The sequence below is a fragment of the Nitratireductor sp. PBL-C9 genome, assembly GCF_050877045.1.
GTDB classification, from domain to species: Bacteria; Pseudomonadota; Alphaproteobacteria; order Rhizobiales; family Rhizobiaceae; genus Nitratireductor; species Nitratireductor aquimarinus.
Genome location: NZ_JBPAXW010000001.1, coordinates 512,019 through 538,635 on the forward strand (window position 1 = coordinate 512,019; position 26,617 = coordinate 538,635).

28 protein-coding genes are annotated in these 26,617 nt (G+C 60.8%); 15 read left to right on the forward strand and 13 right to left on the reverse strand.

Features of this window, described 5'->3' with window-relative positions:
* Positions 1-7: 7 nt before the first annotated feature.
* From ACRTG1_RS02415 to ACRTG1_RS02435, 5 genes are all read right to left on the reverse strand, one after another.
* Entirely contained in the window at positions 8-1,261 is a 1,254-nt protein-coding gene (locus tag ACRTG1_RS02415) for an ABC transporter substrate-binding protein (RefSeq protein ID WP_113156649.1), read from the reverse strand.
* A gap of 70 nt (positions 1,262-1,331) precedes the next feature.
* Positions 1,332-2,159: a carbohydrate ABC transporter permease gene (locus ACRTG1_RS02420; RefSeq protein ID WP_113156648.1), complete on the reverse strand. Its 828-nt coding sequence runs from the start codon at positions 2,157-2,159 to the stop codon at positions 1,332-1,334.
* A complete protein-coding gene (locus ACRTG1_RS02425) occupies positions 2,156-3,055 on the reverse strand; it encodes a carbohydrate ABC transporter permease (protein WP_206549305.1) in 900 nt (299 codons plus the stop codon). Before ACRTG1_RS02425 ends, ACRTG1_RS02420 begins: the two co-directional genes overlap by 4 nt.
* The gene (locus tag ACRTG1_RS02430) at positions 3,052-4,122 is read right to left on the reverse strand and encodes an ABC transporter ATP-binding protein (protein WP_206549304.1); all 1,071 of its coding nucleotides are present in this window, start codon (positions 4,120-4,122) and stop codon (positions 3,052-3,054) included. Before ACRTG1_RS02430 ends, ACRTG1_RS02425 begins: the two co-directional genes overlap by 4 nt.
* 61 nt (positions 4,123-4,183) lie before the next feature.
* A complete protein-coding gene (locus ACRTG1_RS02435) occupies positions 4,184-4,813 on the reverse strand; it encodes a TIGR00725 family protein (RefSeq protein ID WP_206552968.1) in 630 nt (209 codons plus the stop codon).
* A gap of 75 nt (positions 4,814-4,888) precedes the next feature.
* On the opposite strand from ACRTG1_RS02435, the gene ACRTG1_RS02440 reads away from it, so the two are divergent.
* The 13 genes from ACRTG1_RS02440 (at position 4,889) to ACRTG1_RS02500 (ending at position 16,505) form a co-directional block, all read left to right on the forward strand.
* Complete coding sequence (locus ACRTG1_RS02440) at positions 4,889-5,617, forward strand: DeoR/GlpR family DNA-binding transcription regulator (RefSeq protein ID WP_432515701.1); 729 nt, start codon at positions 4,889-4,891, stop codon at positions 5,615-5,617.
* 364 nt (positions 5,618-5,981) lie between these two features.
* The gene (locus ACRTG1_RS02445; protein WP_432515702.1) at positions 5,982-6,302 is read left to right on the forward strand and encodes an ArsR/SmtB family transcription factor; all 321 of its coding nucleotides are present in this window, start codon (positions 5,982-5,984) and stop codon (positions 6,300-6,302) included.
* 155 nt (positions 6,303-6,457) lie between these two features.
* Positions 6,458-7,342, forward strand: coding sequence for an MBL fold metallo-hydrolase (locus tag ACRTG1_RS02450; RefSeq protein ID WP_432515703.1), 885 nt, complete (start codon positions 6,458-6,460; stop codon positions 7,340-7,342).
* A 151-nt stretch (positions 7,343-7,493) separates the two neighbouring features.
* Positions 7,494-7,922, forward strand: a complete 429-nt coding sequence (locus tag ACRTG1_RS02455) for a YeeE/YedE family protein (RefSeq protein WP_206552970.1) — start codon at positions 7,494-7,496, stop codon at positions 7,920-7,922.
* Positions 7,922-8,365, forward strand: coding sequence for a YeeE/YedE family protein (locus tag ACRTG1_RS02460; RefSeq protein ID WP_206994662.1), 444 nt, complete (start codon positions 7,922-7,924; stop codon positions 8,363-8,365). Before ACRTG1_RS02455 ends, ACRTG1_RS02460 begins: the two co-directional genes overlap by 1 nt.
* A gap of 2 nt (positions 8,366-8,367) precedes the next feature.
* Positions 8,368-8,730 (forward strand): TIGR01244 family sulfur transferase, encoded by a 363-nt coding sequence (locus ACRTG1_RS02465; protein WP_206552972.1) that lies wholly within the window; start codon positions 8,368-8,370, stop codon positions 8,728-8,730.
* A 75-nt stretch (positions 8,731-8,805) separates the two neighbouring features.
* Positions 8,806-10,554, forward strand: coding sequence for a SulP family inorganic anion transporter (locus ACRTG1_RS02470; protein WP_432515704.1), 1,749 nt, complete (start codon positions 8,806-8,808; stop codon positions 10,552-10,554).
* A gap of 223 nt (positions 10,555-10,777) precedes the next feature.
* Positions 10,778-12,037 (forward strand): ABC transporter substrate-binding protein, encoded by a 1,260-nt coding sequence (locus tag ACRTG1_RS02475; protein WP_432515705.1) that lies wholly within the window; start codon positions 10,778-10,780, stop codon positions 12,035-12,037.
* 66 nt (positions 12,038-12,103) lie between these two features.
* Positions 12,104-12,973 carry a carbohydrate ABC transporter permease gene (locus ACRTG1_RS02480; RefSeq protein WP_206545080.1) on the forward strand — a complete coding sequence of 290 codons (870 nt, stop codon included), beginning with the start codon at positions 12,104-12,106 and terminating at the stop codon, positions 12,971-12,973.
* The gene (locus tag ACRTG1_RS02485) at positions 12,963-13,772 is read left to right on the forward strand and encodes a carbohydrate ABC transporter permease (RefSeq protein ID WP_113156636.1); all 810 of its coding nucleotides are present in this window, start codon (positions 12,963-12,965) and stop codon (positions 13,770-13,772) included. The genes ACRTG1_RS02480 and ACRTG1_RS02485 overlap by 11 nt, the downstream gene beginning before the upstream one ends.
* 23 nt (positions 13,773-13,795) lie before the next feature.
* Complete coding sequence (locus ACRTG1_RS02490) at positions 13,796-14,572, forward strand: glycerophosphodiester phosphodiesterase family protein (RefSeq protein WP_113156635.1); 777 nt, start codon at positions 13,796-13,798, stop codon at positions 14,570-14,572.
* On the forward strand, positions 14,569-15,600 hold the full coding sequence (locus ACRTG1_RS02495) for an ABC transporter ATP-binding protein (protein ID WP_206545082.1): 1,032 nt from the start codon (positions 14,569-14,571) through the stop codon (positions 15,598-15,600). Before ACRTG1_RS02490 ends, ACRTG1_RS02495 begins: the two co-directional genes overlap by 4 nt.
* A 17-nt stretch (positions 15,601-15,617) precedes the next feature.
* The gene (locus ACRTG1_RS02500; protein WP_113156633.1) at positions 15,618-16,505 is read left to right on the forward strand and encodes a MurR/RpiR family transcriptional regulator; all 888 of its coding nucleotides are present in this window, start codon (positions 15,618-15,620) and stop codon (positions 16,503-16,505) included.
* Between the two features lie 66 nt (positions 16,506-16,571).
* Here the strand turns inward: ACRTG1_RS02500 and ACRTG1_RS02505 are convergent, their stop codons facing one another.
* The 8 genes from ACRTG1_RS02505 to ACRTG1_RS02540 form a co-directional block, all read right to left on the reverse strand.
* Positions 16,572-17,414 (reverse strand): class II fructose-bisphosphate aldolase, encoded by an 843-nt coding sequence (locus ACRTG1_RS02505; RefSeq protein WP_432515706.1) that lies wholly within the window; start codon positions 17,412-17,414, stop codon positions 16,572-16,574.
* Positions 17,415-17,417: 3 nt separating this feature from the next.
* A complete protein-coding gene (gene iolC, locus ACRTG1_RS02510; RefSeq protein ID WP_432515707.1) occupies positions 17,418-18,404 on the reverse strand; it encodes a 5-dehydro-2-deoxygluconokinase in 987 nt (328 codons plus the stop codon).
* Positions 18,401-19,429 carry a LacI family DNA-binding transcriptional regulator gene (locus tag ACRTG1_RS02515; RefSeq protein ID WP_432515708.1) on the reverse strand — a complete coding sequence of 343 codons (1,029 nt, stop codon included), beginning with the start codon at positions 19,427-19,429 and terminating at the stop codon, positions 18,401-18,403. Before ACRTG1_RS02515 ends, iolC begins: the two co-directional genes overlap by 4 nt.
* 16 nt (positions 19,430-19,445) lie before the next feature.
* Positions 19,446-20,504, reverse strand: coding sequence for an alcohol dehydrogenase catalytic domain-containing protein (locus ACRTG1_RS02520; RefSeq protein WP_224873228.1), 1,059 nt, complete (start codon positions 20,502-20,504; stop codon positions 19,446-19,448).
* Positions 20,501-21,784: a TRAP transporter large permease gene (locus tag ACRTG1_RS02525; RefSeq protein WP_113156628.1), complete on the reverse strand. Its 1,284-nt coding sequence runs from the start codon at positions 21,782-21,784 to the stop codon at positions 20,501-20,503. The genes ACRTG1_RS02520 and ACRTG1_RS02525 overlap by 4 nt, the downstream gene beginning before the upstream one ends.
* The gene (locus ACRTG1_RS02530; RefSeq protein ID WP_113156627.1) at positions 21,781-22,254 is read right to left on the reverse strand and encodes a TRAP transporter small permease; all 474 of its coding nucleotides are present in this window, start codon (positions 22,252-22,254) and stop codon (positions 21,781-21,783) included. The genes ACRTG1_RS02525 and ACRTG1_RS02530 overlap by 4 nt, the downstream gene beginning before the upstream one ends.
* A gap of 51 nt (positions 22,255-22,305) precedes the next feature.
* Entirely contained in the window at positions 22,306-23,265 is a 960-nt protein-coding gene (locus tag ACRTG1_RS02535; protein ID WP_162742414.1) for a DctP family TRAP transporter solute-binding subunit, read from the reverse strand.
* Between the two features lie 207 nt (positions 23,266-23,472).
* Entirely contained in the window at positions 23,473-24,369 is an 897-nt protein-coding gene (locus tag ACRTG1_RS02540; protein ID WP_432515709.1) for a LysR substrate-binding domain-containing protein, read from the reverse strand.
* 115 nt (positions 24,370-24,484) lie between these two features.
* Here ACRTG1_RS02540 and ACRTG1_RS02545 point away from each other — a divergent pair, with 115 nt between their 5' ends.
* Positions 24,485-25,675 (forward strand): trans-sulfuration enzyme family protein, encoded by a 1,191-nt coding sequence (locus ACRTG1_RS02545; protein WP_113156624.1) that lies wholly within the window; start codon positions 24,485-24,487, stop codon positions 25,673-25,675.
* A complete protein-coding gene (gene ehuB / locus ACRTG1_RS02550; RefSeq protein WP_432515710.1) occupies positions 25,672-26,586 on the forward strand; it encodes an ectoine/hydroxyectoine ABC transporter substrate-binding protein EhuB in 915 nt (304 codons plus the stop codon). The genes ACRTG1_RS02545 and ehuB overlap by 4 nt, the downstream gene beginning before the upstream one ends.
* Positions 26,587-26,617 lie beyond the last annotated feature (31 nt).

Here is a 26,617-nt window from a genome sequence, read left to right on the forward strand (position 1 = left end):
GCTTGGGCTAGTTCATGCCAAGGAGGTCGCGCAGTGTCTCGGCGAGATCCTTGGTCGTTGCTTCAGCGTCTGCACCTTCGGTCACTTCGACCAGCGACGCTGCGATCAGATCAGTCGCCGCCACGCCTTCCGCACCCGGATACGCGTACCAGGGGCCGGCATAGTTTGCGACCTGGGTATGCGCCACGCGGGCATTGGGGTTGCTTGCGTAAAACTCGCCCAGATAGGCTTCGTCCTCGATCACCTTGGCGTTGGCCGGCGCGTAGCCGGTGTTCTCCACGATAATCTTCTGGCCCTCGGGGCCGGTCACGAAGGCCATGTAGTCCCAGGCAGCCTGTTGCTTGGCTTCGTCATCGGTCAGCATGACAATGGCCGAGCCGCCGGTCGGGAAGTAGACCTTGGATTTGTCTTCAGCAGCGACTGGCAGCGGCTTGACCGTCAGGTCGAACTTGTCGCCAGCGCCTTCCGTAAAGCGCGTCTGCAGTGAGGAGCTTTCGAACATGATGCCAAGCGTTCCGGCAGGGAAAGCCTGACGGGCGTCGTTCTCGGAATAGGACTTCATGCCCGCTTCATCGGCAAAGCGCTGATAAAGCCCCGCTGCCGTGATCCCTTCCGGGCCGTCGAAGGTGATGTCGCTTTCGTCCTCGTTCATCGGACGACCGCCATGGGAACCAAGCAGCGACTGGAAACGCCAGTCATGCCGACCGATCCATACGCCATCCGTTGCACCGTCGAGCGCATTGATTTTGGCAGCCAGTTCGATCACGCCGTCGAACGTATCCGGGAATTCCTCCATCGAGCCGCCGGCTTTCTCGACAAGCACCGGGTTCACATACATGACCAGGGTCGAGGCCGAGGTGGCCAGAGCATACTGCGTATCCTGGAAACGGCCGAGGGACAGAAGCGCCGGCGTATAGCCCTGCGCGAGCGGCTCGTCTCCGAGGAACCCGTCAAGCGGCTGGGCCAGACCACGGTCTTCCAGAACGCGCCAGAGGTTGAGCCCGACATAGGCGACATCCGGGCCTGTGCCGGCAACCGATTCACGAAGCAGGCGCTGCACCCCGTCTTCGTAGCCCTCGGCGGCGCCGTCGAGCGTGATTTTGACGTCCGGATGCTTCTCCATGAATGCATCGGCCAGCGTCTTCTGGGTGTCGGCCCAGATCGTGGGGATCGCGTAGTGAACGCGGATCTCGGTTTCCTGCGCGTGCACGCCGGTCACGCCGGCTATGGCAAAGACTGATGCGAGTAGTGTCTTTCTCATGTCGTTTCACTCCTGATTGATGGAAGTCGTCGGCGCGGTTGGATCCGGGCACATTCTGGAATTGCTCGGCTCAACCCTTCAGTCCTCCAGCGGCAATGCCCTGAATGAATTTGCGTTGAGCCAATAGGAAAGCGATCACGAGCGGTGCGGTGACGATAACGGCGGCAGCCATCAGCGGGCCGACATTGTCGCCGGATTCCTGATCGCGAAAATAAAGGATGCCGCGCGGCGGCGTGGCCAGATTCGGGTCCGTCGTCGCGATCAGCGGCCAGAACAGGTCGTTCCAGTGCGCGGTGACCGAGAAGATCGCGAATGCCGTCGCGGCCGGCAGGGCCAGGGGGAAAGCGATGCGCCAGACAATGGCGGTCTCGCTCATCCCGTCCACGCGGGCTGCATCAAACAGATCCGCCGGCAATTGCGCGAAAAACTGCCGGAAGAGGAAAATGCCGAATGCGGTCTGAATGAACGGCAGGATCAGCGCCCACATCGTGTTCAGAATGCCGATTTGGGCAAAGCCCAGAAAAATCGGGATCGCCGTCACATGGAATGGCACCAGAAGGGCGGCGACGACCAGACCGAAAAGCAGGCCGCGCCCGGCAAATCTGCGCTGGGCAAGCGCATAGGCGCACGGAACGGCGAACAGGATCTGGAAGAAAAGGATGCCCGTCACCATCACAAGCCCGTTCCACAGAAACAGGGGAATGTCCGTTTCGGTGAGCGCAAAGGTGAAATTGCTCCATTCGATCTGCGACGGCAGGAACTCGATTGTCGTCGTGAAGATCTCGTCGCGCGGTTTGAACGCCAGTGACAGCATCCACACGAAGGGCAGCAGAATGACGGCTGCACCCGTGAGCAGGAGAACGAGAGGTAGCACGCGGCTGCGGATCGGATGGTTCATCGGTAATGCACCCGCTTTTCGACAAAACGGAACTGGATGAGGGCGAGCGCGAGCAGGAAGGCGAAAAACACCATCGTGATGGCGCTGGCGTAGCCGGCCTTGAAGTAGACGAAACCTTCCCGGTAAAGCGCATAGACAAGCGTGTCCGATGCGAATGCGGGACCGCCCTTGGTCATCGTGGCCACGGTTTCAAACACGCGGAACGCATTGGTCGCGGTTACGACCATCACGAACAAAGTCGTCGGTCCGAGCATCGGCCATGTGACGGTCCAGAAGCGCGACCACCCGCTCCCCGCACCGTCAACTTCGGCGGCGTCATAGAGTTCTGACGGGATTGCCGCGAGGCCGGCCAGAAAAAGCACCATGTTGTAGCCGACACTCTGCCAGATGCCGATCATGGAGAGTGTGTAAAGCACCAGCCCGCGGTCGCTGAGCCAGTTTGGCGTCGGCAGCCCCATCGAGAACAGCGTCTGGTTCACAATCCCGAGTGAGGGGTGCAGAACCATCTGCCAGGCGACGGACATGGCGACCAGTGTTGCCGCCACCGGCAGGAAGTAAACCGTCTTCAACACGTTGGAGAGACGCGGAGCCCAGTTCGACATCTGATGCAGCCCGGCCGCGACAAGCAGGCCGAAGCCGACCGAGAACGGGATCACGATCGCCACATAGATCAGCGTGTTGGTGACCGCGCGCCTTCCGATGCTGGAGGAAAAGAGCTTGATGTAATTGTCCAGGCCGCTCCAGTTGAAGCTCGCAGCGCCGAACTGGTAGTCGGTGAAGGACAGGACCGCGACAATGGCCACTGGCAGGAAGATGAAGAGAAACAGCGCAAGGGTCGCCGGCCCGACGAGCCACAGATCGGTCAGCGCCTGACGCCGTTCGATTGACAGCCTCATGGGGTTGTCCTCCGCCGAACGCCCGTTGCAGCGTCAAACAGATGCAGTTTGTGCGGCGCGTACCCGAGGCGGACTTCGCTGCCGGGTGCGGGCACGTCGAAATCGGCAGGCGCTATCGCCCGGATCTCTGTGCCTTTCGCGCTGCGCAGGCTGAGAACGATTTCCGAGCCCAGATATTCGGCAGATTCCAGCCGCCCCGTCAGTGCGCCGGTCGCGGCAGGCGCAAGATCTTCGGGCCGCAGGCCGACGATGGCCCCGTCGACATCGATCCCGTCGCCCGGCTCAAGGAAGTTGATGGCGTTGTGTCCGATGAAGGCGGCGACGTCGCGATTTGCCGGCCGCTCATAGAGTTCCCGAGGCGCGCCCGCCTGTGCGACATCGCCGCCGATCATCACGACGATCTGGTCGGCCATGGCCATCGCTTCGGTCTGGTCATGCGTCACATAGACGAACGCCTTGCCGGTTCTGCGATGCAGCGCGCTGATCTCGGAACGCATGCGAATGCGCAGCCGCGCATCGAGGTTGGACAAGGGCTCATCGAGAAGAAACAGTGCAGGATCACGCACCAGCGCGCGCCCCAGGGCCACACGCTGCTTCTGCCCTCCCGACAGCTGGCCGGGTTTCCGGTCCAGCAGTTCTGCCAGCCCCAGACTTTCAGCCGCTTCGCCAACCTTCGAGAGAATGGTCCGGCGCGCCTCTGCCGCTCCCGGCACGAGAGAGCCGAGAAACGGGACGCGCCCCAGTGCTGAAAGGTGCCGCATGGTGAGCGGCAGGGCGATGTTCTGCGCGACAGTCAGATGCGGATAAAGCGCATAGGACTGGAACACCATGGCGACGTTGCGTTCATAGGCGCTCAGACCGCTCACATCGGAGCCGCCGAGAAGCACCTCGCCGGATGTCGGCCGGTCGAGACCGGCCATGATGCGCAGACTGGTGGATTTGCCGCATCCGGAAGCGCCGAGAAGCGCGGTAAAGCTTCCCTGCGCAATCGTGATCGATACCTTGTCCAGCACGGTCTTATCGCCAAAGCGTCGCGTGACGTCGCGCAACTCAAGTATTGCTGACATGGGTGTATGTCGCCCTCTCGAATGTGAGATAGTTTACACCTATCAGGCCAATATGTAACCTTTATGACAATATAGCACTGGCAATGAGGTGCGACGACAAACGCTCGATTGCATCGTCAGCGCCGTTCGCGCGCTCTGTCCCCTCGATATCCGGCGCATCTCCAAGGACGATGACCGGCTTCGAGAAATGCAGCCCGTAGGCGATTTCGCTAAGGGTCCCGTAGGAGCCACCGACCGCAACAAGAACAGCACAGGATTTGGCAATGATCATGTTGCGGGCTTCGCTGAAGCCCGTTGCAATGGGCAGCATGATATCATCATTGGCCTCGCGCCAGTCATGGCCCGGCAACAAACCCACCGTAAGACCTCCGGCAGCGCGGCAACCCTTTGCTGCTGCGGCCATAACGCCAGTGCGCCCGCCGCAGATCATCGTGAGGCCGAGCGCGCCTATACCCGCCCCGACCTGCTCGGCCAGCGCCAGCTTTTCCGCATCGCATTCGCGCGGACCGATGACGCCCACGGGAATCCGGCGCGCTGCCGTAGCTGCAAGCTGCGCAATGGCCTGTCGCGCCGTCGCCTCGCGCGCGCCCTCGGGCGCGGCTGCCGGCTTCCAGGACCAGTCCCAGGGATCCAGACGGCCATTGACGCCGTAGACGGTCCCGTCCGCCAGACGATAGATCGGTTGTGTCATTTTATGCCTCGCTTTTCTTGCGCATGTTCAGTATTGTAAGTTTTCTTACATTACAGCGAGCATCTGAACAAGCACATGAAGCATGACGCTCAACGAGCCCAACTGAACACCCGACAAAGCGAGATACTGGCCCGCGCGGAAGCATCCGGCTTTGTGACGATCGAAGGATTGGCCGAAGAGTTTGGCGTGTCGGCGCAGACGGTGCGTCGCGACATCATCCTGCTGTCGGAAGCCGGATTGCTTCAGCGCTTTCACGGCGGCGCAGGTGTCATCGGCAGCACCGAAACCCTGCGCCTGGATCACCAGCACAAGCGCAGCATGGCGGTGGACGACAAATTGCGCGTCGCAGAGGCTGCCGCCGCCCTTCTCCCTGACGGAGCCAGCGTTTTCTTCGATGTTGGCACGACGAGCGAAATGACAGCCAGCGTCCTGAACCAGCGCCCCGGCTTTCGGGTATTCACCAACTCAATGCGCGTCGCCCTCGCCTTCGACCCCGCGCAGCATGACGTCAATGTCCTTGGCCGCAAGGTCGAGGGGCGCGACGGCTCGCTTGTCGGAGAGGAAATCATGCTCTCTCTCGCAGCCCTGCGCTTCGACTTCGCGCTGATCGGGTGTTCCGCCGTGGATACCGAGGGGCGCGTGATGGATTTCGACCTGTCGAAGATCGCAGTCAAAAAGGCCGCCATGAAGGCAGCCTCCCGGAAGCTCCTGATTGCAGCTCCCAGCAAGTTCGGCCGCACGGCGCTCTCCGCCTTTGCCGAGATTTCGGAATTCGATGCCGTGGTTGACGGGACCCCGGCGTAGAGGCGTTGCAAACCAACCCGACCGGGCGCAAGACACCGCCCGACCTCACTCAGGCAAGCCACTGATCTGGCGGCACAGCATTTGCTGAGCGACATCGCTCAGCAAATGCTTCTCCGAAGACCGCGCCTGCGCACATTGGGGCGAATGGGCCTGTCGCAAACCATCCTGCCCTGTACGCACCGGGGACAGGCTCCGCTTCACCAAAAATCAACAGCCGCCCCTCAGCAAAAGCCGGCCTTGGCGCACATTGAAACGCCAAAGCAACGCCATTGCACGCCCCTTCAGCGGCTCACTTCTCGCCGACCCGACGACCGAGGTGGAATTGATATTGACTATATATACGCATTAACGTATATACGAATTCATGAATATTAAAACTGCCATCAACCCGGATGAAATGCGCACCGCCGTAGACCAGGCGAGCGAGCTGATGAAGGCGCTGTCGAACCCGCATCGCCTTTTGATCCTTTGCAGCCTGAACGACGGTGAGAAATCCGTTGGGCAACTCGCGGAGTTCCTCGGCATTCGCGATTCCACGGCTTCGCAGCATCTGGCGCTGCTGCGTCGGGACGGCATCATTGCCGGCCGCCGCGACGGCCAGACCATCTGGTACCACATCGAGGTCGACATCGCGCGTGAGGTGGTGGGCGTGCTCTACAATCACTACTGCTCAGCCGGCACCTGATCACCCGCCACCTGAAGCGTGCCAACCAGCCCAACCGGCGCCGCTAACCGGCAGCGCACAAATCAACACAAGACAACATCCGCACAGAAACGCAGACAGCATCATTCGACTGTCAGCCGCCTGTCGATCATGACAATGAACAAGAGGACGTTTCCATGACAGCCAAGCCCGATGTTACCGGCTTTTTTGATCCGCGCACCTGGTCGATCCAGTATGTCGTCGCCGATCCTGAAACCGGCAAATGCGCCATCATCGACCCTGTTCTCGACTATGACGAGAAGTCGGCAGCGACAGCGACCACACATGCCGACAACATTCTCAACTTCATTGCCAGCAAGGGCTATGAGATCGAGTGGATTCTCGACACGCATCCGCACGCCGACCACTTTTCCGCCGCTGCCTATCTCAGGGACAAAACCGGAGCGCCGACCGCAATCGGTGAGAAGGTGACAGAGGTCCAGAAGCTGTGGAAGGGGTTTTACAACTGGCCCGATTTCCCGGCAGACGGCTCGCAGTGGGACAAGCTCTTCGCCGATGGCGAGACCTTCAAGATCGGCAACATCCCTGCAAAGGTGATGTTCTCACCCGGCCATACGCTCGCTTCGATCACGTATGTGATCGGTGACGCCGCTTTTGTTCACGACACACTGTTCATGCCTGATGGCGGCACGGCCCGCGCGGACTTTCCCGGCGGCAGCGCGACAGAACTCTGGAAGTCCATTCAGGATATTCTGGCCCTGCCCGACGAAACGCGCATCTTCACCGGCCACGACTATCAGCCGGGCGGGCGAGAGCCCATGTGGGAATCGACCGTGGCCGAGCAGAAGGCGAAGAACATCCATATGTCGGTCTACAAGACTGAATCGGAGTTCGTCACCGCACGGGACGCGCGCGACAAGACGCTTTCCATGCCGAAGCTGATCCTGCACGCCCTGCAGATCAACACCAATGCCGGACGGCTGCCGGAACCCGAGAAGAACGGACAGCGCTATCTCAAGATTCCGATGAACCTGCTGGAAGGCGCCGCCTGGGACGACTGATGGAGGATTGCAGTTCTGGGTGGAGCCCAGCGACAAAAGGGAAAGGGGGCGGAACGGCCGCCTTCCCGGAGAAGCACACCACCTGGAACCGCCCGCCACTTCCCCCGGCCTGAGCACTCCTCAAACCGTCGACATCAAGGACCTAGAATAAATGACTGAATTCACCCCGTGGCTCTCGCTGCTGGGCGGCAGCCTGATCGGCCTTGCCGCAGTGCTGCTGATGGCTTTCCACGGCCGCATCGCCGGCATGACCGGAATCCTCTCCGCTCTCATCCCACCCCTTTCAAGCGACTGGGGCTGGCGCGCGGCATTCATTGTCGGAGCCATCGGCGCACCGGCATTGATCGTCGGCCTGACGGGCTACACCATACCCTTTGAAAGCCCCACCCCCGCGCCCTGGCTCATCATCGGCGGCCTGATTGCGGGCGCCGGCGCTTATTTCGGTTCGGGCTGCACCTCCGGGCATGGTGTCTGCGGTATGGCGCGTGTCTCGCCCCGCTCAATCGTCGCGACACTCACCTTCATGGCGTCAACCGCCATCACCGTCTTTGTCATCCGTCACGTCATTGGAGGTCTTTAATGACCCGGATCTTCTCCGCTCTCGTCATTGGCCTGATCTTCGGGGCCGGCATTGCACTCTCCGGCATGGCCAATCCGGCAAAGGTGCTGAACTTCTTTGATGTTGCCGGAAGCTGGGATCCTTCCCTCGCCTTCGTCATGGGTGGCGCCCTCGTGGTTACCGCCATCGGATACACATTTGTCCTGAAGCGCAAAGCACCGGTCTTTGACCGGCTGTTCCACCTGCCGACGCGCCGGGATATCGATCTGCCGCTTCTCGCAGGCTCGGCTGTGTTCGGCATCGGCTGGGGCATCACCGGCTTTTGCCCGGGCGGCGCAATCCCGGCGCTGGGGCTGGGCTATTCCGACGCCTGGGTTTTCGTCGGCTCGATGGTCGCCGGCATCGCGCTTGCCAGAATTGCCCGGCACACCATGGCCGCACGCGCAGCCGGAAAGGCGGTCTGAAAATGTGGCCCTTTAGTCTTTTCCGGAGATCCGGGAAAACGAACGTCCGGAAGATCGACGAACGTTTCGCGACCGCCGGGCAGGTTCGGCCCGAAGACATCGCTCAACTGGCGCAGGAAGGCTATGTCGCCATTCTCTGCGCGCGGCCCGACAATGAAGAGCCGGGTCAGCCCGCATTCGCGGTGATTGCCTGCGAGGCGGAGAACCACGGCATGAAAGCCGTCCACGTCCCGGTCACGGGAGCGCCGTCGGCGGCACAGGCCGACCGCTTCAAGGAAGCAATGAAAGCTTTCGACGGGCCGGTTCTGGGATATTGCCGATCCGGCGCACGGGCCGCCGTGCTCTACTCATCCATCAGGCAGTGATCTGCCGGTGACCGACCCCACGCCATCGCGCCGGACGCGATGGCGTCCACCCCTTATTCGCGTGACAGACCGATCATGACCAAAGCATCTCGATATTTTCCGTTTCTCCAGTGGATCAGGGACTATGACGGAACGGTGCTGACCAGCGACCTTCTGGCCGCGGTCATCGTCACGATCATGCTGATCCCGCAATCACTCGCCTATGCCATGCTGGCCGGCCTGCCGGCGGAAGTCGGCCTGTACGCCTCGATCCTGCCTCTGGTGGCCTATGCGATATTCGGCACCAGCCGCACACTCGCTGTCGGCCCCGTCGCCGTCGTCTCTCTGATGACCGCCTCGGCCGTCGGGCAGATTGCAGCGCAAGGCACGCTGGACTATCTCACCGCAGCAATCGCGCTGGCGCTGCTGTCGGGCGGCATGCTCATCATCATGGGCATTTTCAGGCTCGGCTTCCTCGCCAATTTCCTCTCGCATCCGGTGATATCGGGCTTCATCACCGCATCCGGCCTGCTGATCGCAGCCGGCCAGCTTCGCCACATTCTCGGGGTGTCGGGTGGCGGCGGCACGCTTCCAGAAATCCTCGGATCGCTGACCGGTCAGCTCACCGCCATCAATCCGGTCACGCTCGCCATCGGCGTCAGCGTTCTGGCCTTCCTGTACTTCGCCCGCAAATATCTAAAGCCCCTGCTGGTCGCCGCGGGCATCCCTGCGCGCGCCGCAGACATGGTGGCGAAAGCAGCTCCGATCCTCGCGGTTGCAGCAACGGTTGCACTGGCTACCGCCCTCGATCTGGGTACGCGCGGCGTCGCGCTGGTTGGCGCGATACCGCAGGGCCTGCCAGCCTTCGGCGCACCTGCTCTCTCGCTCGATCTCCTGTCGACGCTTCTCGTACCTGCCTTCCTCATTTCAGTGGTCGGCTTTGTCGAATCCGTTTCCGTGGGGCAGACCCTTGCGGCCAAGCGGCGGCAGCGCATCAATCCCGATCAGGAGCTGATCGGACTGGGCGCCGCCAACATTGCTGCCGGTCTTTCATCCGGCTATCCCGTGACCGGCGGCTTCGCGCGCTCCGTGGTCAATTTCGACGCCGGCGCACAAACCCCCGCCGCGGGCATTTTCACCGCTGTCGGGATCGCGCTCGCAGCTTTGTTCCTCACCCCGCTGCTCGCCAGCCTGCCACAGGCGACCCTTGCCGCAACGATCATCGTTGCCGTGCTTTCGCTGGTGGATTTTGGAGCGGTGCGCCGGGTTTTCGCCTATTCCAGATCCGACTTCGCAGCCATGGCCGCCACCATCCTCGTCACACTTGGCTGGGGCGTCGAACTCGGCATCGTTGCCGGTGTCCTGCTGTCGCTGCTCCTGCATCTCTACCGCACCAGCAAGCCGCACACGGCCATCATCGGCCAAGTGCCCGGCACCGAGCATTACCGCAACATCGAACGGCATTCCGTCCTCACCAGCCCGGAAATCCTGTCGATCCGTGTCGATGAAAGCCTGTACTTTGCCAATTCGCGCTACCTTGAAGACACAATCGCCAAGCATGTCGCCGCCCGGCCGGACCTCAAGCACGTCATCCTGATGTGCTCGGCTGTCAACGCGATTGATGCATCGGCGCTGGAAAGCCTCGAAGAGATCAACCGTCGCCTCGCCGACGCTGGACTCGGTTTCCACCTGTCGGAGGTCAAAGGGCCGGTCATGGACCGCCTCGGGGACACTGAATTCCTGAAACATCTCAACGGCAGGGTCTTCCTCAGCCAGCACGAAGCAGTTTCGGCGCTCAGGGAACCCCGTCAACCTGTAATGGAAAGAGCGACCATCGACGCCTGACGCCCGCGCCCGGAGCCCGCAAAGCGGCTTTAACAGGCAGGGAGTTCTCTCTCTTCCGTCACACGCCTCCGCATTTCTGGATTGCCTGCGTTCGTTCGGACGCAGGCAATCCAGAGTCCGCTCCCTGTCGCAACTTTTCACCACACCTTTAAAAAACTGTCGTCAATCCGCGTTACCCAACGGCCGAACGCAAATGCAATTCTAATTGCGGACTGGAGACAAAATGGTACAGAAATTGCAAAGCCTGCTGGCGGCCAGCGTGGTCGTTGTATGCGGATCGGTCACATCGGCATCAGCAGATGTCACAGTCGAATTCTGGCACAGCTTCAACAACGCTGCCGGTGAGGCGCTTGACCAGATCATCGAGGCCTTCGAGAAAGACAATCCGGGCATCGAGATCGACGCCCAGCACATCGGCAATTACAACGACATCGTTGCCAAGTTGCAGGCCGCGATTCCCGCCAAGCGCGAACCCGATGCAGTGATCATGGAAGTGACGCGTTACGGTCTTTTCGCGGATCGCGGTGTGCTTGAAGATCTGACCGCCTATGTGGAAGCCGATCCGCTGAAAGACGAGCTGTTCGACTTCGCCCGCGAGGTCGGAGTGTTCGAGGGCAAAAACTACATCGTCCCCTTCAATTCCTCGACGCCGGTTCTCTACTACAATCAGGAGATCTTCGAGCGCGCAGGCCTCTCCGACGAGACGCCGCTGAAGACTTATGACGATCTTCTGGCCGCTGCCAAGAGCATCACCGAGAAGCTTGGCGACGAGGGCATCACCGGCATCGCTGCGCCCGGCCAGTTCGCGCGCTGGGGCCTGATCATGGACAATGACAGCGACCTGATCGACTCCAAATCCGGCGAGATCCTGATTGATGCGCCAAACACGATTGAGGCCTATCAGTGGATGGCTTCGCTGGTGCACGAACACAAGGTCGCTTCTGCCGACGGCGTGACCGAAGAGAACAATGGTCGCGACGCGTTCCTCGCCGGCAAAGTCGGCATCATGCTGAACTCGACCGGCAATTACGGCCGCGCGACCAAGGCGCTGGGCGACAAGCTCGCCGTGCGCCCGATGCCCTGCAACAAGACCTGCGCCGTCCCGATCGGCGGCGCCGGAATCGGCATCCTCTCCACCGCCGATGACGAGGTGAAGGACGCCGCCTACAAGTTCATCAGCTACGCAGCTTCGCCTGAATCCAATGCCGTCTGGTTCGCTGCGACCGGCTACATGCCGATCAACAAGAACACGGCCGCCCAGCCCATCGCCGCCGAAGCCCTGGCCAACAAGCCCGGCATCGACGTCGCGATCAACCAGCTCGGTTTCGCCCGCGGTCGTCCGCGTCCTCCGGTCGTCACCTGGATGCGCGCCACCGAGTACGATCAGTGGCAGGCCATGGCGCTCGGCCAGCGTGATGTCACAGAGACCCTTGAGGGCTTCGCAGAGCGCACCCGCAACGAAGCCAAGCGGCTGACGCAGTAAATCCGAAACACAGACCGTTCGGGGTCCCCTTCGTGGGGCCCCGTTTCATGCATTCCGGATACCCCCATGTCGCGCAAGCTCACGCCCTATCTGTTCGTCCTGCCGCTGATGACGTTCATCGCGCTGTTCACCTACATTCCAATTGTCACGAGTCTGAATCTCAGCTTCCGCGAATGGGATTTCATGTCACCGGACAAGCCGTTCGTCGGCTTCGACAATTACCGCCTACTTTTGAGCTCGCACGAATTCTGGAACTCACTCTACGTGACGACCCTCTTCGCCGTGATCTCCGTTCCGCTGCGGCTTGTGCTCGCTCTTGGCGTGGCCAGTTTCCTGACGCGTGAGACGCTGGCTCCGCGCCTTCTGCGTGGCGCGCTTTTTCTGCCCTCGGTAACATCCACCGTTTCCATCGCGGTGGTGTTCTCCTGGGTTTTCTCCACCGATTACGGCATGGCCAACGCTCTTTTGCAGTCGCTCGGCGCAGGCAAGGTGCCCTGGCTGCAGGATCCGCAGATCGCGCTCTGGGTGCTGATCTTCGTCAACACATGGAAACAGCTCGGCTACGACATCGTGATCTATATCGCGGGCCTTCAGGCAATCCCCCGCGAGCTTTACGACGCGGCAGCGGTGGACGGCGGCAGCCGGTTCCACGTGTTCCGCCGCGTGACAGTACCGCTGGTCATGCCCACCACCTATTTCCTGCTCGTCATTTCAGTGATCGAGGCGTTCCAGGTCTTCACCATCGTGAGCGTCATGACGCATGGCGGACCGGCCGGAGCGACCGACCTTCTGGTCAACATGCTCTACCGCATCGGTTTCACGCTGTTCGACATCGGCACCGGCTCCGCACTGGCGGTGCTCCTGTTCATCTTCCTGATCATGCTGGCGTTCATCAAAGCCCGGGTCATCGGCCGGAGAGTTCATTATGAAGCCTGACAATCCCGTCATCGCCGGGCTGGCGCTTGCTGCCGGCCTCCTGTTCCTGTCCCCGGTTCTCTATTCGATCTGGATGTCGTTCCAGACGGCCGACGCCTATTATGCGGGAACGGTCGAGTTCACCGTACTCAACTATGCGGTCGCGGTGGGGCAGTACAATTTCGCCCGCTATCTCCTGAACAGCCTGATCGTTTCGGGCCTGGTGACGGTGCTCGGCATCACCTTTGCGACGATGGCCGCCTTTGCCTTTGCGCGGTATCGGTTCCGGGGTGGCAATCTTCTGTTCGGCGCGATGGTGGCGACGCTGATGATCCCCAGTCACATCAGCCTCATTCCGAACTATCTGACGCTTGCAAGGGCGGGCCTTCTCGACAGTTACGCGGGACTGGTCCTGCCGGCCATCTCCAATGGCTTTGCGGCCTTCTTCCTGCGCCAGTACATCCGCGGCATTCCCCGCTCGCTGGACGAAGCCGCCTATATGGACGGCGCAACATCGCTTCAGGTTCTGTGGCGGATCATCGTGCCGATCGCCCGCCCGGCAATCCTGTCCATGGGCCTCTACATCTTCATCGCCGAGTGGAACAACTACATCTGGCCGCTCGTAGCGATCGGCGACGAGGATCTCTACACCCTTCAGGTCGGGCTGGCGCGGCTGTACCGCATCAACCCCGGTGAGGGCGCAATCGACTGGCCGCTGGTCATGGCGGCTTCGACCATCAGCATTCTGCCGGTGCTCGTCGGCTTTGCTCTCGTTGAGCGACATCTGGTGCGCGGCATCACGATGGGCGCAGTGAAATAATCCAAAGACGGAAGGAATACGTTTTGACACGCATCGCGTCACACCGCGGCGGCACGCTGGAATTTGGCGACAGCACCTTCGCCGGCTTCTCGGCGACTGCAGGCATGCCCGTTGAAGAGGTCGAGTTCGACCTGCACCCCACGCTGGACGGCGTCATCTTCGTCCATCACGATCCGACGCTTGATCGCACCACCGACCGCAGCGGCGCTATCGCCGGACTAACGGCTGATGAGGTTCGCGCGGCAATCGTCAACCACAGCCAAGCCGGCCCGACCCACACGCTCGACCTTGATGAACTGTGTGCAGTCTTTGCAGACAGTCCGGTCCTGTTTCGCTGCGAGATCAAGCCCGGCGCAGATGGTCGCCCCTACCCCGACTTCGTACCGCGTGTGATCGATGCGCTTGAGCGCAACGGCCGCCTGCACAAGACACATTTCTCGTCCTTCCTGATCGACACGCTTCGGGAGCTGGGCGAAGCAACCGACCGACCGCGCCTGTGGCTGGTCTCCCCGCCGGTGCTACAGCAGGCGGGCGTCGATGGCGTCATTGCGCTCGCGCGCTCCGTCGGCGTTTCCGAGATCGGCGTGAACATCGACTGCGCCGATGCGCAGCTGATGCAGCGCGTGCTCGACGCCGGCATGGAGTTTGGTTGCTGGGCAGCACACACCACGCCGCAGATCGAGAAGGCGTTTGATCTTGGCGTCAAGGTTTTCACAACCGACCGTCCGAGCCTCGCCGTCGCTATACGCGAAAGGCACCCGGAGGCATCGGCCCGCATTGCACGGGAGCGACAGGCATGAGTGCCATCAGCCTGTCCAACATTCGCAAATCCTACGCCGGAGGACCGCGCATCCTGCACGATGTCTCCATGGAGATAAGCCCCGGTGAGTTCATCGTGATCGTCGGCCCCTCCGGCTGTGGCAAGTCCACCCTGCTCCGCCTCGTGGCCGGGCTTGAGGGCTGCGAGGGCGGCGACATCATGATCGACGGGAAGCGTGCCAACGATCTGGCGCCGCGCGACCGCGACATCGCCATGATCTTCCAGAACTACGCGCTCTATCCGCACATGACGGTTCTGCAGAACATCGCGTTTGGCCTGGAGCTGCGCGGTGTGCCGAAGTCCGAGCGCACTGCACGGGCGCAGGAGGTAGCGCGCATGCTCCAGCTCGACGCCTATCTGGACCGCAAGCCCGGCGCTCTTTCCGGTGGTCAGCGCCAGCGCGTTGCAATGGGCCGCGCAATGGCGCGCAACACCTCTACCTTCCTCATGGACGAACCGCTGTCCAATCTGGACAACGCGCTGCGCGTGACCATGCGGGCCGAGATCAAGGAAATGCACCAGAAGCTCGGCGCGACGATCATCTATGTCACGCACGACCAGACCGAAGCGCTCTCGCTTGCCGACCGCATCGCGGTGATGAAGGACGGCCACCTGCAGCAGTTCGATACGCCCGAAGCGATCTACGACCGACCGGCAAACCGCTTCGTGGCGAGCTTCCTCGGAGCGCCATCCATGAACTTCCTGGACGCTGACAGACTGCCCGGCTTCAATGCACCCGCCGCACTCACAGCAGGCCTGCGCCCCGACGCGCTTTCCGTCCATGAGCGTCAGCCCGGCGAGGCAGCCCTGCCCGGCAGGGTTCTTCTTTCGGAAATGACAGGCTCCGAACTCATCCTGCATTGCGAAACGCCGGCTGGCCGGGTGACTTTGACAAGCCATCGAAAGTCTCTACCAAGAGACCCTTCGGACCTGTGGATCGGATTTGACGTATCCCAGGCGCATTTCTTTGACACGCAGAGCGGGGACCGTGTTGAACTCGGGAGATGACCGCCGGGAGATTGGCCATGGCAGAGCATATAACAGGATCGGCGCAGAATGCGCCGCAGTTTCTGAGCGAACTCGTGGCCAGCAATTCGGAGAAGCTGACAAAAACCGACACCCGCCTGCTCGATGTGCTCATGCAGAACCCGTTCCGCGCCGCAATGGAGAATGGGCGGGAAGTGTCGTTTCGTGCCGGTGTTCACCCGGCCTCCGCCGTGCGGCTGGCAAGGCGGCTGGGCTTCAGTGGCTATCCGGAATTCCGGGCGTTTCTACAGTCCGGCCTTGTCGAGGGTGGCGAGGATTTCGAAAAACCGGCCGCCCGCATCGCGGCGCGCCTGATCCGCGCCGAGGATGGCAGCCTCGTGAGCTCGGTAATCGACAGTGAGATTGCAGCGCTTGAAACACTGCGCAGCTCCGTATCCAATGCGGATATCCGGAGTTTCGCAGAAGCACTGCGCGACGCCCGGCGCATTTTCATCTTCGGGCGCAGTCACGCCACGACGCTCTCCCATCTCATCGCGCTCCGCCTGATGCGCTCGGGTTATGACGCCTGTGATCTGGCGGATGCCCCCAGCCGGATTCCCGAGATGCTGACGGGGCTTCGCAGCGATGATGTCGTCTGGCTGATCGCCTTCAGGCAGCAGACGCGCCAGGTTCAGGACATCCAGCGTCTTGCAGCCGCAAAGGGGGCAAAGGTGCTGGCCCTCACCGACATGCACGGCATCCGTTTCAACCCGGCGCCCGATCAGCACATAGCGGTTTCACGCGGTGTTCTGGGCGACTCGCAATCGCTGGTCGTCCCGATGACCGTTGCCAACATGGTCATTCTGAACCTGGCCGCCATAGATGAAGGCCGCTCCCTGCGCGCCCTCGAGGAATACCGCATCTGCCGTGGGGAGCTGCCGTTCTAGGCTCGGCTGGCAACGTCCGAGACATCTTCCATCGCACCAAGCACCCTATGCGCACGGCCTCCCCTTTCAGCGCGAATCCTCCCGTGGGAGAAGATTGGCGAGAATTGGCACAGTTTTCTCCGCTATCGGCTCAATGAGGGAGCCAAGTATTGCGTTTCTGTCGAAAACGTCCGGATCGGACGCAAGCTTTTCGCGAAGTGCATGACCGAAGGCGAGCCTTAGCTCCGTTCCAATGTTGAACTTCGCGACCCGCGTCTGAAGGGCGATTTCACGCCGCTGCTTCGCAGGAATGCCGCTTCCCCCGTGCAACACGAGTGGGGTGGGCACCACCGCCTCTATCGCTCGAATGATCGCCATGTCCGCCGGAACAGTATCGGTTTGGCTGAGATGGGTGTTGCCCGCGGAAATGGCCAGTGCGTCCACCGGCGCCTCCTGAATGAAGATCCGCGCCTCATCCGGGCTGGTGCCCACGGATTCTTTTGCCCCCACATAGCCGACGATGCCGAGTTCCCCTTCCACGCTCACACCGGCTGTTCGGGCAGCGGTCAGGACCTCTCGCGTGTTCTCGATATTCTCCTCAAGCGGCAGGGCCGATCCATCATACATCACAGATGTGAAGCCGGCTTCGATGGCGTCCAGGCACTCCAGCGGTGTCTTGCCGTGATCAAGGTGCGCAACGACGGGGACACTGGCCCGCTCGGCCAGACTGCGAAACATGGCTGCGAGAACGGGCAAGGGCGTGTGCGCCCGGCACCCGGGTCCCGCCTGAAGGATGAGGGGACACCCAACCTCCTCGGCTGCGCGGACATAGGCGTAGGCGTCTTCCCATCCAAGGACCACCACGCCTGCCAGCGCCCCACCCTTGTCTGCGATGTTGTCGAAAGCCTCGTTTAACGTAACCAGCGGCATGTTTCAGTCCATCCTCGCGGCGGTCATGGTCTGTTGCGCCATGAACCCGGTCACGTCTTCCAGCGCCGGCATTGCATCCGCGCACCCCTTTCGCGAAACGACGATTGCAGCAGCTGCGGAGCCGCGCGCAATGCTGTCATGCAAGTCGGCGCCGCAGTAATGCGCGGCAAGAAAGGATGCCATGAAAGCGTCCCCTGCTCCGACCGGCTTCAATGCGGTCACGGGGTAGATGCCCGTGCGCAACTCCTGCCGGCCATCGAAGGAAAAAGCGCCATCCTGCCCCATCTTGTAGATGCAAAGCCCCACCCCTTCCCTGAGAAGGGTGCGGGCAAGGCCTGGATTCGGCTGCGCCTCACCGTACATCACCGCAAATTCCAGATCATTTCCGACGACGATCTGGCACATGCGGGCGGTCGAACGGTAGACAGCACTCGCCTCTTCAATGCTGCTCCACGAATATGGCCGGTAGTCGAGATCGAGAACCACATCGACACCGGCTCCTCTCGCCCGCTCCATTGCTTTGATCACCACCGAGCGTGAAGGTTCGCGCGCGAGAGCGGTGCCTGTCACCACCAGCGCCTGAACGCCAGCGAGATCCATGCTCTCGGCAAGATGCAGGGGCAGATCGAAATCAGCGGCCCCATTGCGATAGATCAGTGTTTCGTGGTCCTCTAGCCGTGTCTCGGACAACGCCAGAGAGGTTCGCAGGCCCGGGCCGGAACGCGCCACAAGTTCCTGACCGATGCCCAGCGCTGTCATCCGGTTGGCGCAGAAGCGACCGACCGGATCGTCCGACAGCGCGGTCATGAGACTGGCGCGGCAGCCCAGCCGCGAAAGGCCGGCTGCGATATTGGCTGCCGAACCGCCCAGCATGGCTGAAAAGTTGACCGCGTCGGCAATCTTCGTGCCGGCGGGTTCGGGATACAGGTCCATGCCCGCCCGTCCCACCACGATGAAACGGGATTGAGGTATTCTGATTTCGGCGGTCATTTTTCCTGCTCTTGTAATGCTGGGTCGCGGGTTGTGCTGCGCGCGACGAAATCCACCGGCACGACAACACGGATCGAATGATCCGGCTTCTCGACAAGCTGGCGGACACCTTTGACCGTGGCGGTGATCACCGCCCCCATGTCCTGCGCGATGGTGCTCAGGCGATAGGCCGCCCAGCGAGCCATCTCGACATCGTCATATCCGACGATCTGATAGTCGTCGGGGGCGGTCAGACCAAAGCTCTCGCGCGCCGCATCCATAAAGCCCATGGCCATGAGATCGTTGCTGCAAAACACGCCGTCGGGCCGCGCGGATGCGCCGAAGAATTCGCATGCGGCGCGAACACCGCTGTCATAGCTGTGGTCGCCCTCCTGAGCAGCGCACGCCACCATGCCGGCACGCTCCAGCCCCGTGAGGAAACCGCGCATCCGTTCTTCGCTGGCATCCGGGTCGTTGACGCTCTGCCCCGACACGAAAGCGATGTTGCGGCATCCTCTTGCGGTTAGAACCTCCGCCGCTTTCAAGCCGCCGCCATGGTGATCGCTGGTTACGTAATTGGCCGCCAGTCCCTTGATACCTCCGCGGTTCAGGATCAGCGTCGGCGTGCCCCGCTGGGAACACAGGGTCAGCACGCTTGATGGGGGACGGAACCCGGTCATGACCACGGCAGACGGCAAATGGCTCAGGATCGCTTCTATCCGGGCGCTCATGGTCCGGGCATTGGGCACCTGAAACACAAGCGGCAGATAACCGTTGCGCTCCAGCTCACGGATCAGGCGTGTCATGATCCCCGCACGCACCGGGTTCGTTACGTCACGCACCACCACCGCGATGACGTGGGGATATTCCCGCATGATCAGCCGTGCGGCAGAGGTCGGCCGGTAGCCCAGCTCATGCGCAACTTTGAGGATGCGGCGTCGCAGGTCGGGCGATATCCGTGACATCGGATCAAACGCCCGCGATACGGTCGAGCGCGATACCGAAAGTCGTTCTGCAATATCCAGCGCGGTGACTTTGTCGGCCAAAAGCTGGTCCCCCTTACTACCCGGCGCCCAGCAGGAGGACTTTTATGTGCCGCTCGCTCTCAAAAGAAGCTGCGAAAGCCTCTCGCAAATCGGCAAGCCTGTAGCTTCCGGTCACAATCGGGCGGGGATCGATCCGGCCGTCCACCAGCATGGAGGCCGAACGCGCGAAAACGGCATTCTGCCTGAAGGTCGAAACCAGATCGATCTCTCTCGTCGTCATGTGATTGAACGGCACCGTGCACTCCATTGTCGGGATCATTCCGACAAGCACGGCTTTTCCGCCGCGGCTGATCATGCGCACACAATCGTTGAGGCCCGCAGCATTGCCTGACGCCTCGAACCCAATGTCGAATGCTCCCCCGGCTGCATCCAGCGTCTCGACGGCTTCGCGTCTCATCGGATCAATTACGTCGGTCGCACCCATTTTCAGCGCCGTGTCGCGCCGAAACTGGCTGGGGTCGGAAACACAGATCCGCGCCGCACCCGCAGCGCGTGCAGTGGCGGCGATCAGGCAACCGATCGTGCCACCGCCCGTGATGACCACATCACGGCCGAGCAACGCCCCTGCACGCTCTACGGCATGGACCGCAATCGAAAGCGGCTCCGTCAATGCAATGATTTTGTGAGGGGTTTCCGCCGGAACTTTCACGCAGCGGACGGCTTTGACAACGAAGCTGTCACGATAACCGCCATCCAGATGCGGGTCATGGCTTGCGGACCCCATGAACTGAACATTGTGGCACAGATTTGCCCGCCCTGCCCGGCAGCTCGGACAAGAGCCGCAGGTCAAGGCCGGATCCACCACAACCCGATCCCCGGGCGCAAAGCCAGCGACATCAGGACCGGCTTCGATCACGTCGCCGCTCATCTCATGCCCCAGCACAAACGGGGCCTTGAGCATGAAACTTCCCATACGCGCGTGGCGGAAATAGTGTTGATCCGACCCGCAGATCCCGGCCGCGCCGAGGCGGATGCGCAGTTCATCAGCACCCAGTGGTTCTGCGCGAACCTGCTCGTAGCGCAAATCTTCAGGGCCATGCAGCATGGCTCCCATGATCGATACCGACTGGTTCACAGGGAACCTCCTTTAACGAAAGCGGGCAAAGCCGTGCTGAGTGCGGGAATGAACAGAAGCGCCAGCAGTGCGAGCACAAGCGGAACCACGAACAGAAGCAGGCTGCGGCTGACAAAAGCGGGCGTCACATCAGACACCTTTGCAAGAACGAATATCACCATCCCGACCGGCGGGGTCAGCAAGCCGAGCATCAGATTGAACATGAAGAAAACGCCGAAATGGATCGGATCGATTCCAAGCGAATTGGCCGTCGGCAGGAGCACTGGAACCAGTATGGTGATTGCTGCGATCATGTCGAGGAAACAGCCGACGATCAGCGTTACGGCGGCCACCAGGAACAGAAACAGGATGGGGCTGTCCGTCATTCCGGTCACAATGTCCCGAACCAGCGGACCCACATTGTTCGCCGTCAGAAGCCAGGAGAAAATCGCGGACCCCGCCACGATGATCAGGATAGAAGACGTGGTGGTCGCCGTTTCACGGCTGAGGCGGACGAAATCTCCCCAACCCATTGTGCGGAACACGAAAGCGCTCAGCACGATGGCATAGGCCGAAGCAGCAACTGCGGCCTCGGTCGGCGTAAAGACCCCCAGTGTAATGCCACCGATAATGATAACCGGCGTCAAAAGCGGGAAGATCGCATGGCGCGCGCGCGACAAGATCAGGCGCGGCTCGAACCGCTGGCTGGGTTCATAACCACGGCGACGCGAGATCAGAAAGATGGTGAGGCTGATCAGCACGGCAATCAGCAGGCCCGGCACGATGCCCGCAAGAAACAGGCTGCCAATCGACTCAGACGCCACCACGCCATAGATGATGAGCGGCAGCGACGGGGGAATGAGCGGGCCTATGATCGAGCTGGCCCCGGTGATCCCGATCGTGAAATCGTCATCATAGCCGGCGTTGCGCATGGCCTTGACCTCGATTGCGCCCAGACCGCCGACATCGGCCACAGCCGCACCCGACATTCCCGAGAAAATGACGCTGGCCGCCACGTTCACATGGCCGAGGCCGCCTTTCATCCAGCCAACCAGGGCATCGGCGAAGGCAAAGATACGCTCGGTCACGCCACCAACATTCATCACCGCTCCGGCGAGAATGAAAAACGGGATCGCGAGAAGCGTGAAACTGTCCACGCCATTCACCATGCGGAAGAGAACCTGCGGCGTTCCCAGACCTTCGGTGACCAGAAGATAGGCCATTGAAGCGCCCACAAGGGCGAAGCCGATAGGCACTCCGATCATCAGAAGAACGGCGAGCGAGACGAACAGGAGAATCATGAGCGGAGTTCCGGGCGAAGACGGGCCGCGAGGCGGTGGATGATTGCCAGCAGGTGCAGGCCCAGTCCCGTCAGGACAACGTAATAGACAATGGCTTTGGGAAGAGGCAGCGAACTCATGCTTTGCGCCGACATGCCCGCCAGTTTCCAGGCCTGCCAGGTCAGAGCACCGACAATCAGCAGCTGGACGAGTTCCGCCAGGCCTTCCACCCATGAACGCGCTCTTGCAGGCAGGCTGACGGCCAACAGATCTATGGCGATGTGTTCGCCAAGCCGGGTCACCACGGGCAATCCCAGAAACGCCACCGCGATCATCAGATAGCGCGCCAGTTCCTCGGTCCAGCCGAGCGGCATGTTCAGGAAATAGCGCGAGAAGAACTGCGCGAACACGACCCCGCCCAGGGCCCAGAAAAAAAGCAGCAGCGCGCCGTCTTCGGCGCGCGCGATCAGCCGGGCTGCAAAAGCGACCATTCTCTCCTCCAGTCAGGCAAAGCGGGGACGCGAATTCCCCGCTTTTCATCCTCAATCGGCGATGGCCGTCACCCGATCCACGAGCTCCTCGCCCCATTCAGCCTTGACGGCCGGGATAACGAGCTCGGCAAAGGGAGCCCGATCCACATCGACGATCTCGACGTCATCACCATTGCGGAACTTGTCGAAGAGTTCTTCCTCGCGCGCCACGATCTTGTCGCTGAACATCACGGAGGCTTCACGCGTGATCTCGGCAAAGAGCTCCTGCTCTTCCGGAGTCAGCTTGCTCCAGAGCGGACCACCAAAGACCGACACCACGGACGAGGTGATGTGGCTTGTACGCGCAACATAGTTCTGCACTTCGTAGAACTTGTTGGATTCGATGATGGTGATCGGGTTTTCCTGACCTTCGACGACGCCCTGCTGCAGCGCCAGATAGACCTCCGCGAAGGAAATCGGCGTGGGATTTGCGCCAGCCGCAGTCGGGAAAATTTTCCAGAGCGGCGCATTGGCCACGCGAATCTTCATGCCCTTCATGTCCTCGGGCGTTTCAATCTTCTCCTGGGAGCTCGTCTGGCGAGATCCGAAATAGAGGATCGACGTCACCTTGTTTCCGGTCTTGTCGAAATAGCCCTGCGTTACTTCCTGGAAGATGTCGCTGTCCTGATACTTCTTCCAGTGATCGTAGCTTTCCCAGATGAAGGGCGCTTCGGAGATGGCCATCGGCTTGTAGAACTGACCAAGGAAGGTCGGCCCCGTATAGGCCATCTGGATGCTGCCGATCTGCAGACCTTCGGTGATGGTTTCCTCATTACCCAGCTGGGAGCTGGGGAACACATCGACCTTGTACTTGCCGTCGGTGCGCTGCTCGATCTCCCTGGCGATCCATTCGGCCGCATCGTTGTAAAGGGTGTTGGCTTCGTAGACGTGGGCGAACTTAAGCGTTTCCTGCGCCAGGGCGGGCGTCACTGCCAGACCAATGACCGCTGCAAGGGTGGCGATACGTTTCATGATTGCTCCTCCAGTGCAAAATGTGCATGGGGCGACCATATTCTCCGATTTTTGGAATCATAGGCAGATATTGTGCAAAATTTGCACAACTCAGACCTCATGGCTGCCATTGAAATTCACCTCTAACCCGTCGAAGCGAAGGCCACTCGAACCCACCCAATTCGAAAGAACTTACAGTTCTTGATCTGCCTGTGACCACACCGGTGGTTACAGAATCGAGGGCTTCGTACTGCTGTGTCTGCGCAACGCGTCCACAAGCTCTTTCAGCAGTCTCGATGGGCGACGGTTGGGAGGCAGGAGCAGGAGCGTCCGGAAGTAAATGCTCGGTTCAAAGGGTTTCAAAATGAGCCCGGCATTCAAATAGGGCTCTGCCGTCAACGGGTTCACCAGACCACAGCCCAACCTCGCGCTGACCATGGCGCAAATCGTTGTGGAGTAAGGTGTTTCGATCACCGTGCGCGGCGTTCCACCGCTTTTTTCAAAGATAAATTCCGCTTCACGTCGGGTCGTGTCCTCAGGCGCAAGAGCGATGAATGGGCGGTCATGAAGGTCCTCGGGCCGGATGACATCAAGATGCTCCAGAGGATGCCCTTCATAGAGCGCGATGCACGCCTTGTGAGTGGCAAAGGGCGATGCGTCGACGCCCGTTAGATCGATCTCATCCGCCGCCAGCCCGACGTCGAACTGCCCTTCAGCGACAAGATCGCGAACAACGGACGACATGCGCGCCTGCAGTGTGATCGCCACATTGGGGTGCGCTTCCTGAAATGCGCGCAGAGCACGTGGAACGATGTTCGTGCTCAGCGCCGAGAGACACGCAATCCTGATTTCGCCGGAGCCGAAATCCCGTATCCGCGCAGCCGCACTCCGCAAATGCCCCATCGAGATGAACGATGCCTCAACCTCCCTGTGAAGCAGCTGGGCCTCGGCCGTCGGCAGCATTCTGCTCTTCACCCGATCAAAGAGCGGAAAGCCAATTGATCTCTCCAGCTCCTGTACCGCCTTGCTGACCGCCGGTTGCGAAATTCTTAAGACCTCGGCTGCACGAGACGCCGTGCCATTGGTCATGACGGCATGAAAAACCTCGATCTGTCGCTGATTCATGGCCACCCTCCTCCCTCCACCTATAACCTTTTAGAATAGAGTTTATCAATCTTCATATTAGACGGAATAGATATCGCTGTGATGTAAGTGCGCCACAGCAAATGAAAGGCCCCCAATGAGCGATTGGACAAACTGTGTCACATCACCGGACGTTGATACGGAAGGCTTCAGAAGCCTTGCCTATCCGGTTCACCGCGCCTCCACGATCGTTTTTCCCGACGCGCAAGCTTATGCGGGGCGTCACGAACGCGGCCTGGATGGCTATACTTACGGGCTTTCCGGCACTCCCACTGTCCGCGCTCTTGAGCAAAAAATAAGCGCACTGGAGGGCGGCGGCAAAACACTGCTCGTCCCTTCCGGACAGGCTGCATCCGCGCTGGCCATACTCTCCTTCATCAAGGGAGGTGATCGCCTTCTGATAGCGGACAGCGCCTATCCGCCCATCAGGGATTTCGCGCAGCATGACCTGCAGAGAATGGGCGTGGAGGTTGCATTCTACGATCCGACTGCACCGGAAAAGCTTGAGAACCTGATCGACGAACGGACCCGAATGATCTGGGTCGAGTCGCCCGGTTCAACCACCATGGAAGTTCAGGACGTGCCGCGCATCTGCGCAATAGCGCACAAGGCCGGCGTTCTCGTAGGCTGTGACAACACGTGGGCAACGCCTCTCCATTTCAAGCCGCTGGCCCATGGCGCCGACATTGTCGTGGAAGCGCTCACCAAGTATTTCGCCGGTCACTCAGATGCATTGATGGGCTCCATAACACTGGCGGATCCCGAAAACGCAAAAACCGTCAGGGCAACCCTGAACCGGTTTGGCATCGGCGTCTCTCCGGATGAATGCTCTCTGGTTTTGCGCGGCATCGAAACGATGGCGGTGCGCCTGGACTATGCCAGCCGAACCGCCGCGAAGCTTGCGGAGCTGTTTAGCGCGCATCCGCTGGTGGACAACGTTCTTTATCCGCCGCTGAAGAATTCACCGGGACACGAGATCTGGCAGCGTGATTTCTCCGGTGCCAGTGCGGTGTTCAGTGTCGTGTTCAAAACGCCCGCAATCGCGCATGTGTCAGCTGCGCTGGACGCCCTGAAAACCATTTCGATCGGCGCATCCTGGGGCGGCACCAGAAGTCTGGTCGCGCCCATGCCGGTCAAACAGCACAGAACCGCACGGCCATGGACCGGAGACGATCTCGTTCTGCGCATCAGCGTGGGGCTGGAAGATGCCGCAGATCTCGAAGCTGATGTTCAGCGGCTTTTGAACGTGCTCGCAACCCATGCGACGGAAGACGCAATCGCGTCGTGAAACTCTACCAACAAACAAGAAGGGGAATGAAGATGAACACCTTACTCCGCAGGTCAGTCTTGCGCGCCGGGCTCGCAGCCATGATTGCGCTCACGGGACTGGCTGCTCCCTCGTCAACCATGGCAGATGAGGCGATCTCCGAGCGCCTGTCTTCCGGGACGGTGACAATCGGCATTCACAATCGGGCTCCCTGGGGTTTCCGGAATGCCGATGGCGAAGCCGTCGGATATCATCCGGATCTGGTGCGCACGGCTTTCGAGAAGCTGGGCGTCAGCAATATCGAGTTTGTGATCTCGGAGTTTGGCGCGCTCATTCCCGGATTGAACGCCAACCGGTTCGACATGATCGCATCAGGAATCGCGATCACGCCTGCACGATGCAAGGAAGTGATCTTCAGCGAACCTGATCTGTCGGTCGGCGACGGGCTGCTCGTCAAGGAAGGGAACCCCAAGAACATCCACAGCTACGCGGATTTTGCATCGAATCCCGATCTCCGTCTCGCCGGCGGCCGGGGGACGCTGAACTCGAAGAACGCCATGGATGCGGGCGTTCCCAAGGATCAGATGCTGCTGCTGCAGGACACCAACGCCCTCGTCTCTGCCCTTCTGGCAGGACGTGCGGACGCTGCTACCCTTTCCGCACCGAGCGTTGTTTCTTTCCTGCAGGACCCGAACGTGAAGGGGCTGGAACGCGCAGTCCCTTTCACTGGCAAGGTTGTCGATGGACGGCCCGCAGCTCTCTATACGGCCATCGCTTTCCGCAAGGCTGATACAACGCTGCGCGATGCCTACAATGCGGAACTGAAAAAGCTCATGGACGACGGTACCGTCGACGAGATCATGAAGCGCTACGGCTTCACCGATGCCGAGAAAGCGCCGAACCTGCAGACGCAGGCGATCTGTAGCGAATAATGCATCAGTTGACCGCGACTGATCCGGAGGG

Excerpts from the sequence above, each read along its gene's own strand:
- ACRTG1_RS02415 (WP_113156649.1), bottom strand. The coding sequence starts at position 1,261 with ATGAGAAAGACACTACTCGCATCAGTCTTTGCCATAGCCGGCGTGACC.
- ACRTG1_RS02420 (WP_113156648.1), bottom strand. The coding sequence starts at position 2,159 with ATGAACCATCCGATCCGCAGCCGCGTGCTACCTCTCGTTCTCCTGCTC.
- ACRTG1_RS02425 (WP_206549305.1), bottom strand. The coding sequence starts at position 3,055 with ATGAGGCTGTCAATCGAACGGCGTCAGGCGCTGACCGATCTGTGGCTC.
- ACRTG1_RS02430 (WP_206549304.1), bottom strand. The coding sequence starts at position 4,122 with ATGTCAGCAATACTTGAGTTGCGCGACGTCACGCGACGCTTTGGCGAT.
- ACRTG1_RS02435 (WP_206552968.1), bottom strand. The coding sequence starts at position 4,813 with ATGACACAACCGATCTATCGTCTGGCGGACGGGACCGTCTACGGCGTC.
- ACRTG1_RS02440 (WP_432515701.1), top strand. The coding sequence starts at position 4,889 with ATGAAGCATGACGCTCAACGAGCCCAACTGAACACCCGACAAAGCGAG.
- ACRTG1_RS02445 (WP_432515702.1), top strand. The coding sequence starts at position 5,982 with ATGAATATTAAAACTGCCATCAACCCGGATGAAATGCGCACCGCCGTA.
- ACRTG1_RS02450 (WP_432515703.1), top strand. The coding sequence starts at position 6,458 with ATGACAGCCAAGCCCGATGTTACCGGCTTTTTTGATCCGCGCACCTGG.
- ACRTG1_RS02455 (WP_206552970.1), top strand. The coding sequence starts at position 7,494 with ATGACTGAATTCACCCCGTGGCTCTCGCTGCTGGGCGGCAGCCTGATC.
- ACRTG1_RS02460 (WP_206994662.1), top strand. The coding sequence starts at position 7,922 with ATGACCCGGATCTTCTCCGCTCTCGTCATTGGCCTGATCTTCGGGGCC.
- ACRTG1_RS02465 (WP_206552972.1), top strand. The coding sequence starts at position 8,368 with ATGTGGCCCTTTAGTCTTTTCCGGAGATCCGGGAAAACGAACGTCCGG.
- ACRTG1_RS02470 (WP_432515704.1), top strand. The coding sequence starts at position 8,806 with ATGACCAAAGCATCTCGATATTTTCCGTTTCTCCAGTGGATCAGGGAC.
- ACRTG1_RS02475 (WP_432515705.1), top strand. The coding sequence starts at position 10,778 with ATGGTACAGAAATTGCAAAGCCTGCTGGCGGCCAGCGTGGTCGTTGTA.
- ACRTG1_RS02480 (WP_206545080.1), top strand. The coding sequence starts at position 12,104 with ATGTCGCGCAAGCTCACGCCCTATCTGTTCGTCCTGCCGCTGATGACG.
- ACRTG1_RS02485 (WP_113156636.1), top strand. The coding sequence starts at position 12,963 with ATGAAGCCTGACAATCCCGTCATCGCCGGGCTGGCGCTTGCTGCCGGC.
- ACRTG1_RS02495 (WP_206545082.1), top strand. The coding sequence starts at position 14,569 with ATGAGTGCCATCAGCCTGTCCAACATTCGCAAATCCTACGCCGGAGGA.
- ACRTG1_RS02500 (WP_113156633.1), top strand. The coding sequence starts at position 15,618 with ATGGCAGAGCATATAACAGGATCGGCGCAGAATGCGCCGCAGTTTCTG.
- ACRTG1_RS02505 (WP_432515706.1), bottom strand. The coding sequence starts at position 17,414 with ATGCCGCTGGTTACGTTAAACGAGGCTTTCGACAACATCGCAGACAAG.
- iolC (WP_432515707.1), bottom strand. The coding sequence starts at position 18,404 with ATGACCGCCGAAATCAGAATACCTCAATCCCGTTTCATCGTGGTGGGA.
- ACRTG1_RS02525 (WP_113156628.1), bottom strand. The coding sequence starts at position 21,784 with ATGATTCTCCTGTTCGTCTCGCTCGCCGTTCTTCTGATGATCGGAGTG.
- ACRTG1_RS02530 (WP_113156627.1), bottom strand. The coding sequence starts at position 22,254 with ATGGTCGCTTTTGCAGCCCGGCTGATCGCGCGCGCCGAAGACGGCGCG.
- ACRTG1_RS02535 (WP_162742414.1), bottom strand. The coding sequence starts at position 23,265 with ATGAAACGTATCGCCACCCTTGCAGCGGTCATTGGTCTGGCAGTGACG.
- ACRTG1_RS02540 (WP_432515709.1), bottom strand. The coding sequence starts at position 24,369 with ATGAATCAGCGACAGATCGAGGTTTTTCATGCCGTCATGACCAATGGC.
- ACRTG1_RS02545 (WP_113156624.1), top strand. The coding sequence starts at position 24,485 with ATGAGCGATTGGACAAACTGTGTCACATCACCGGACGTTGATACGGAA.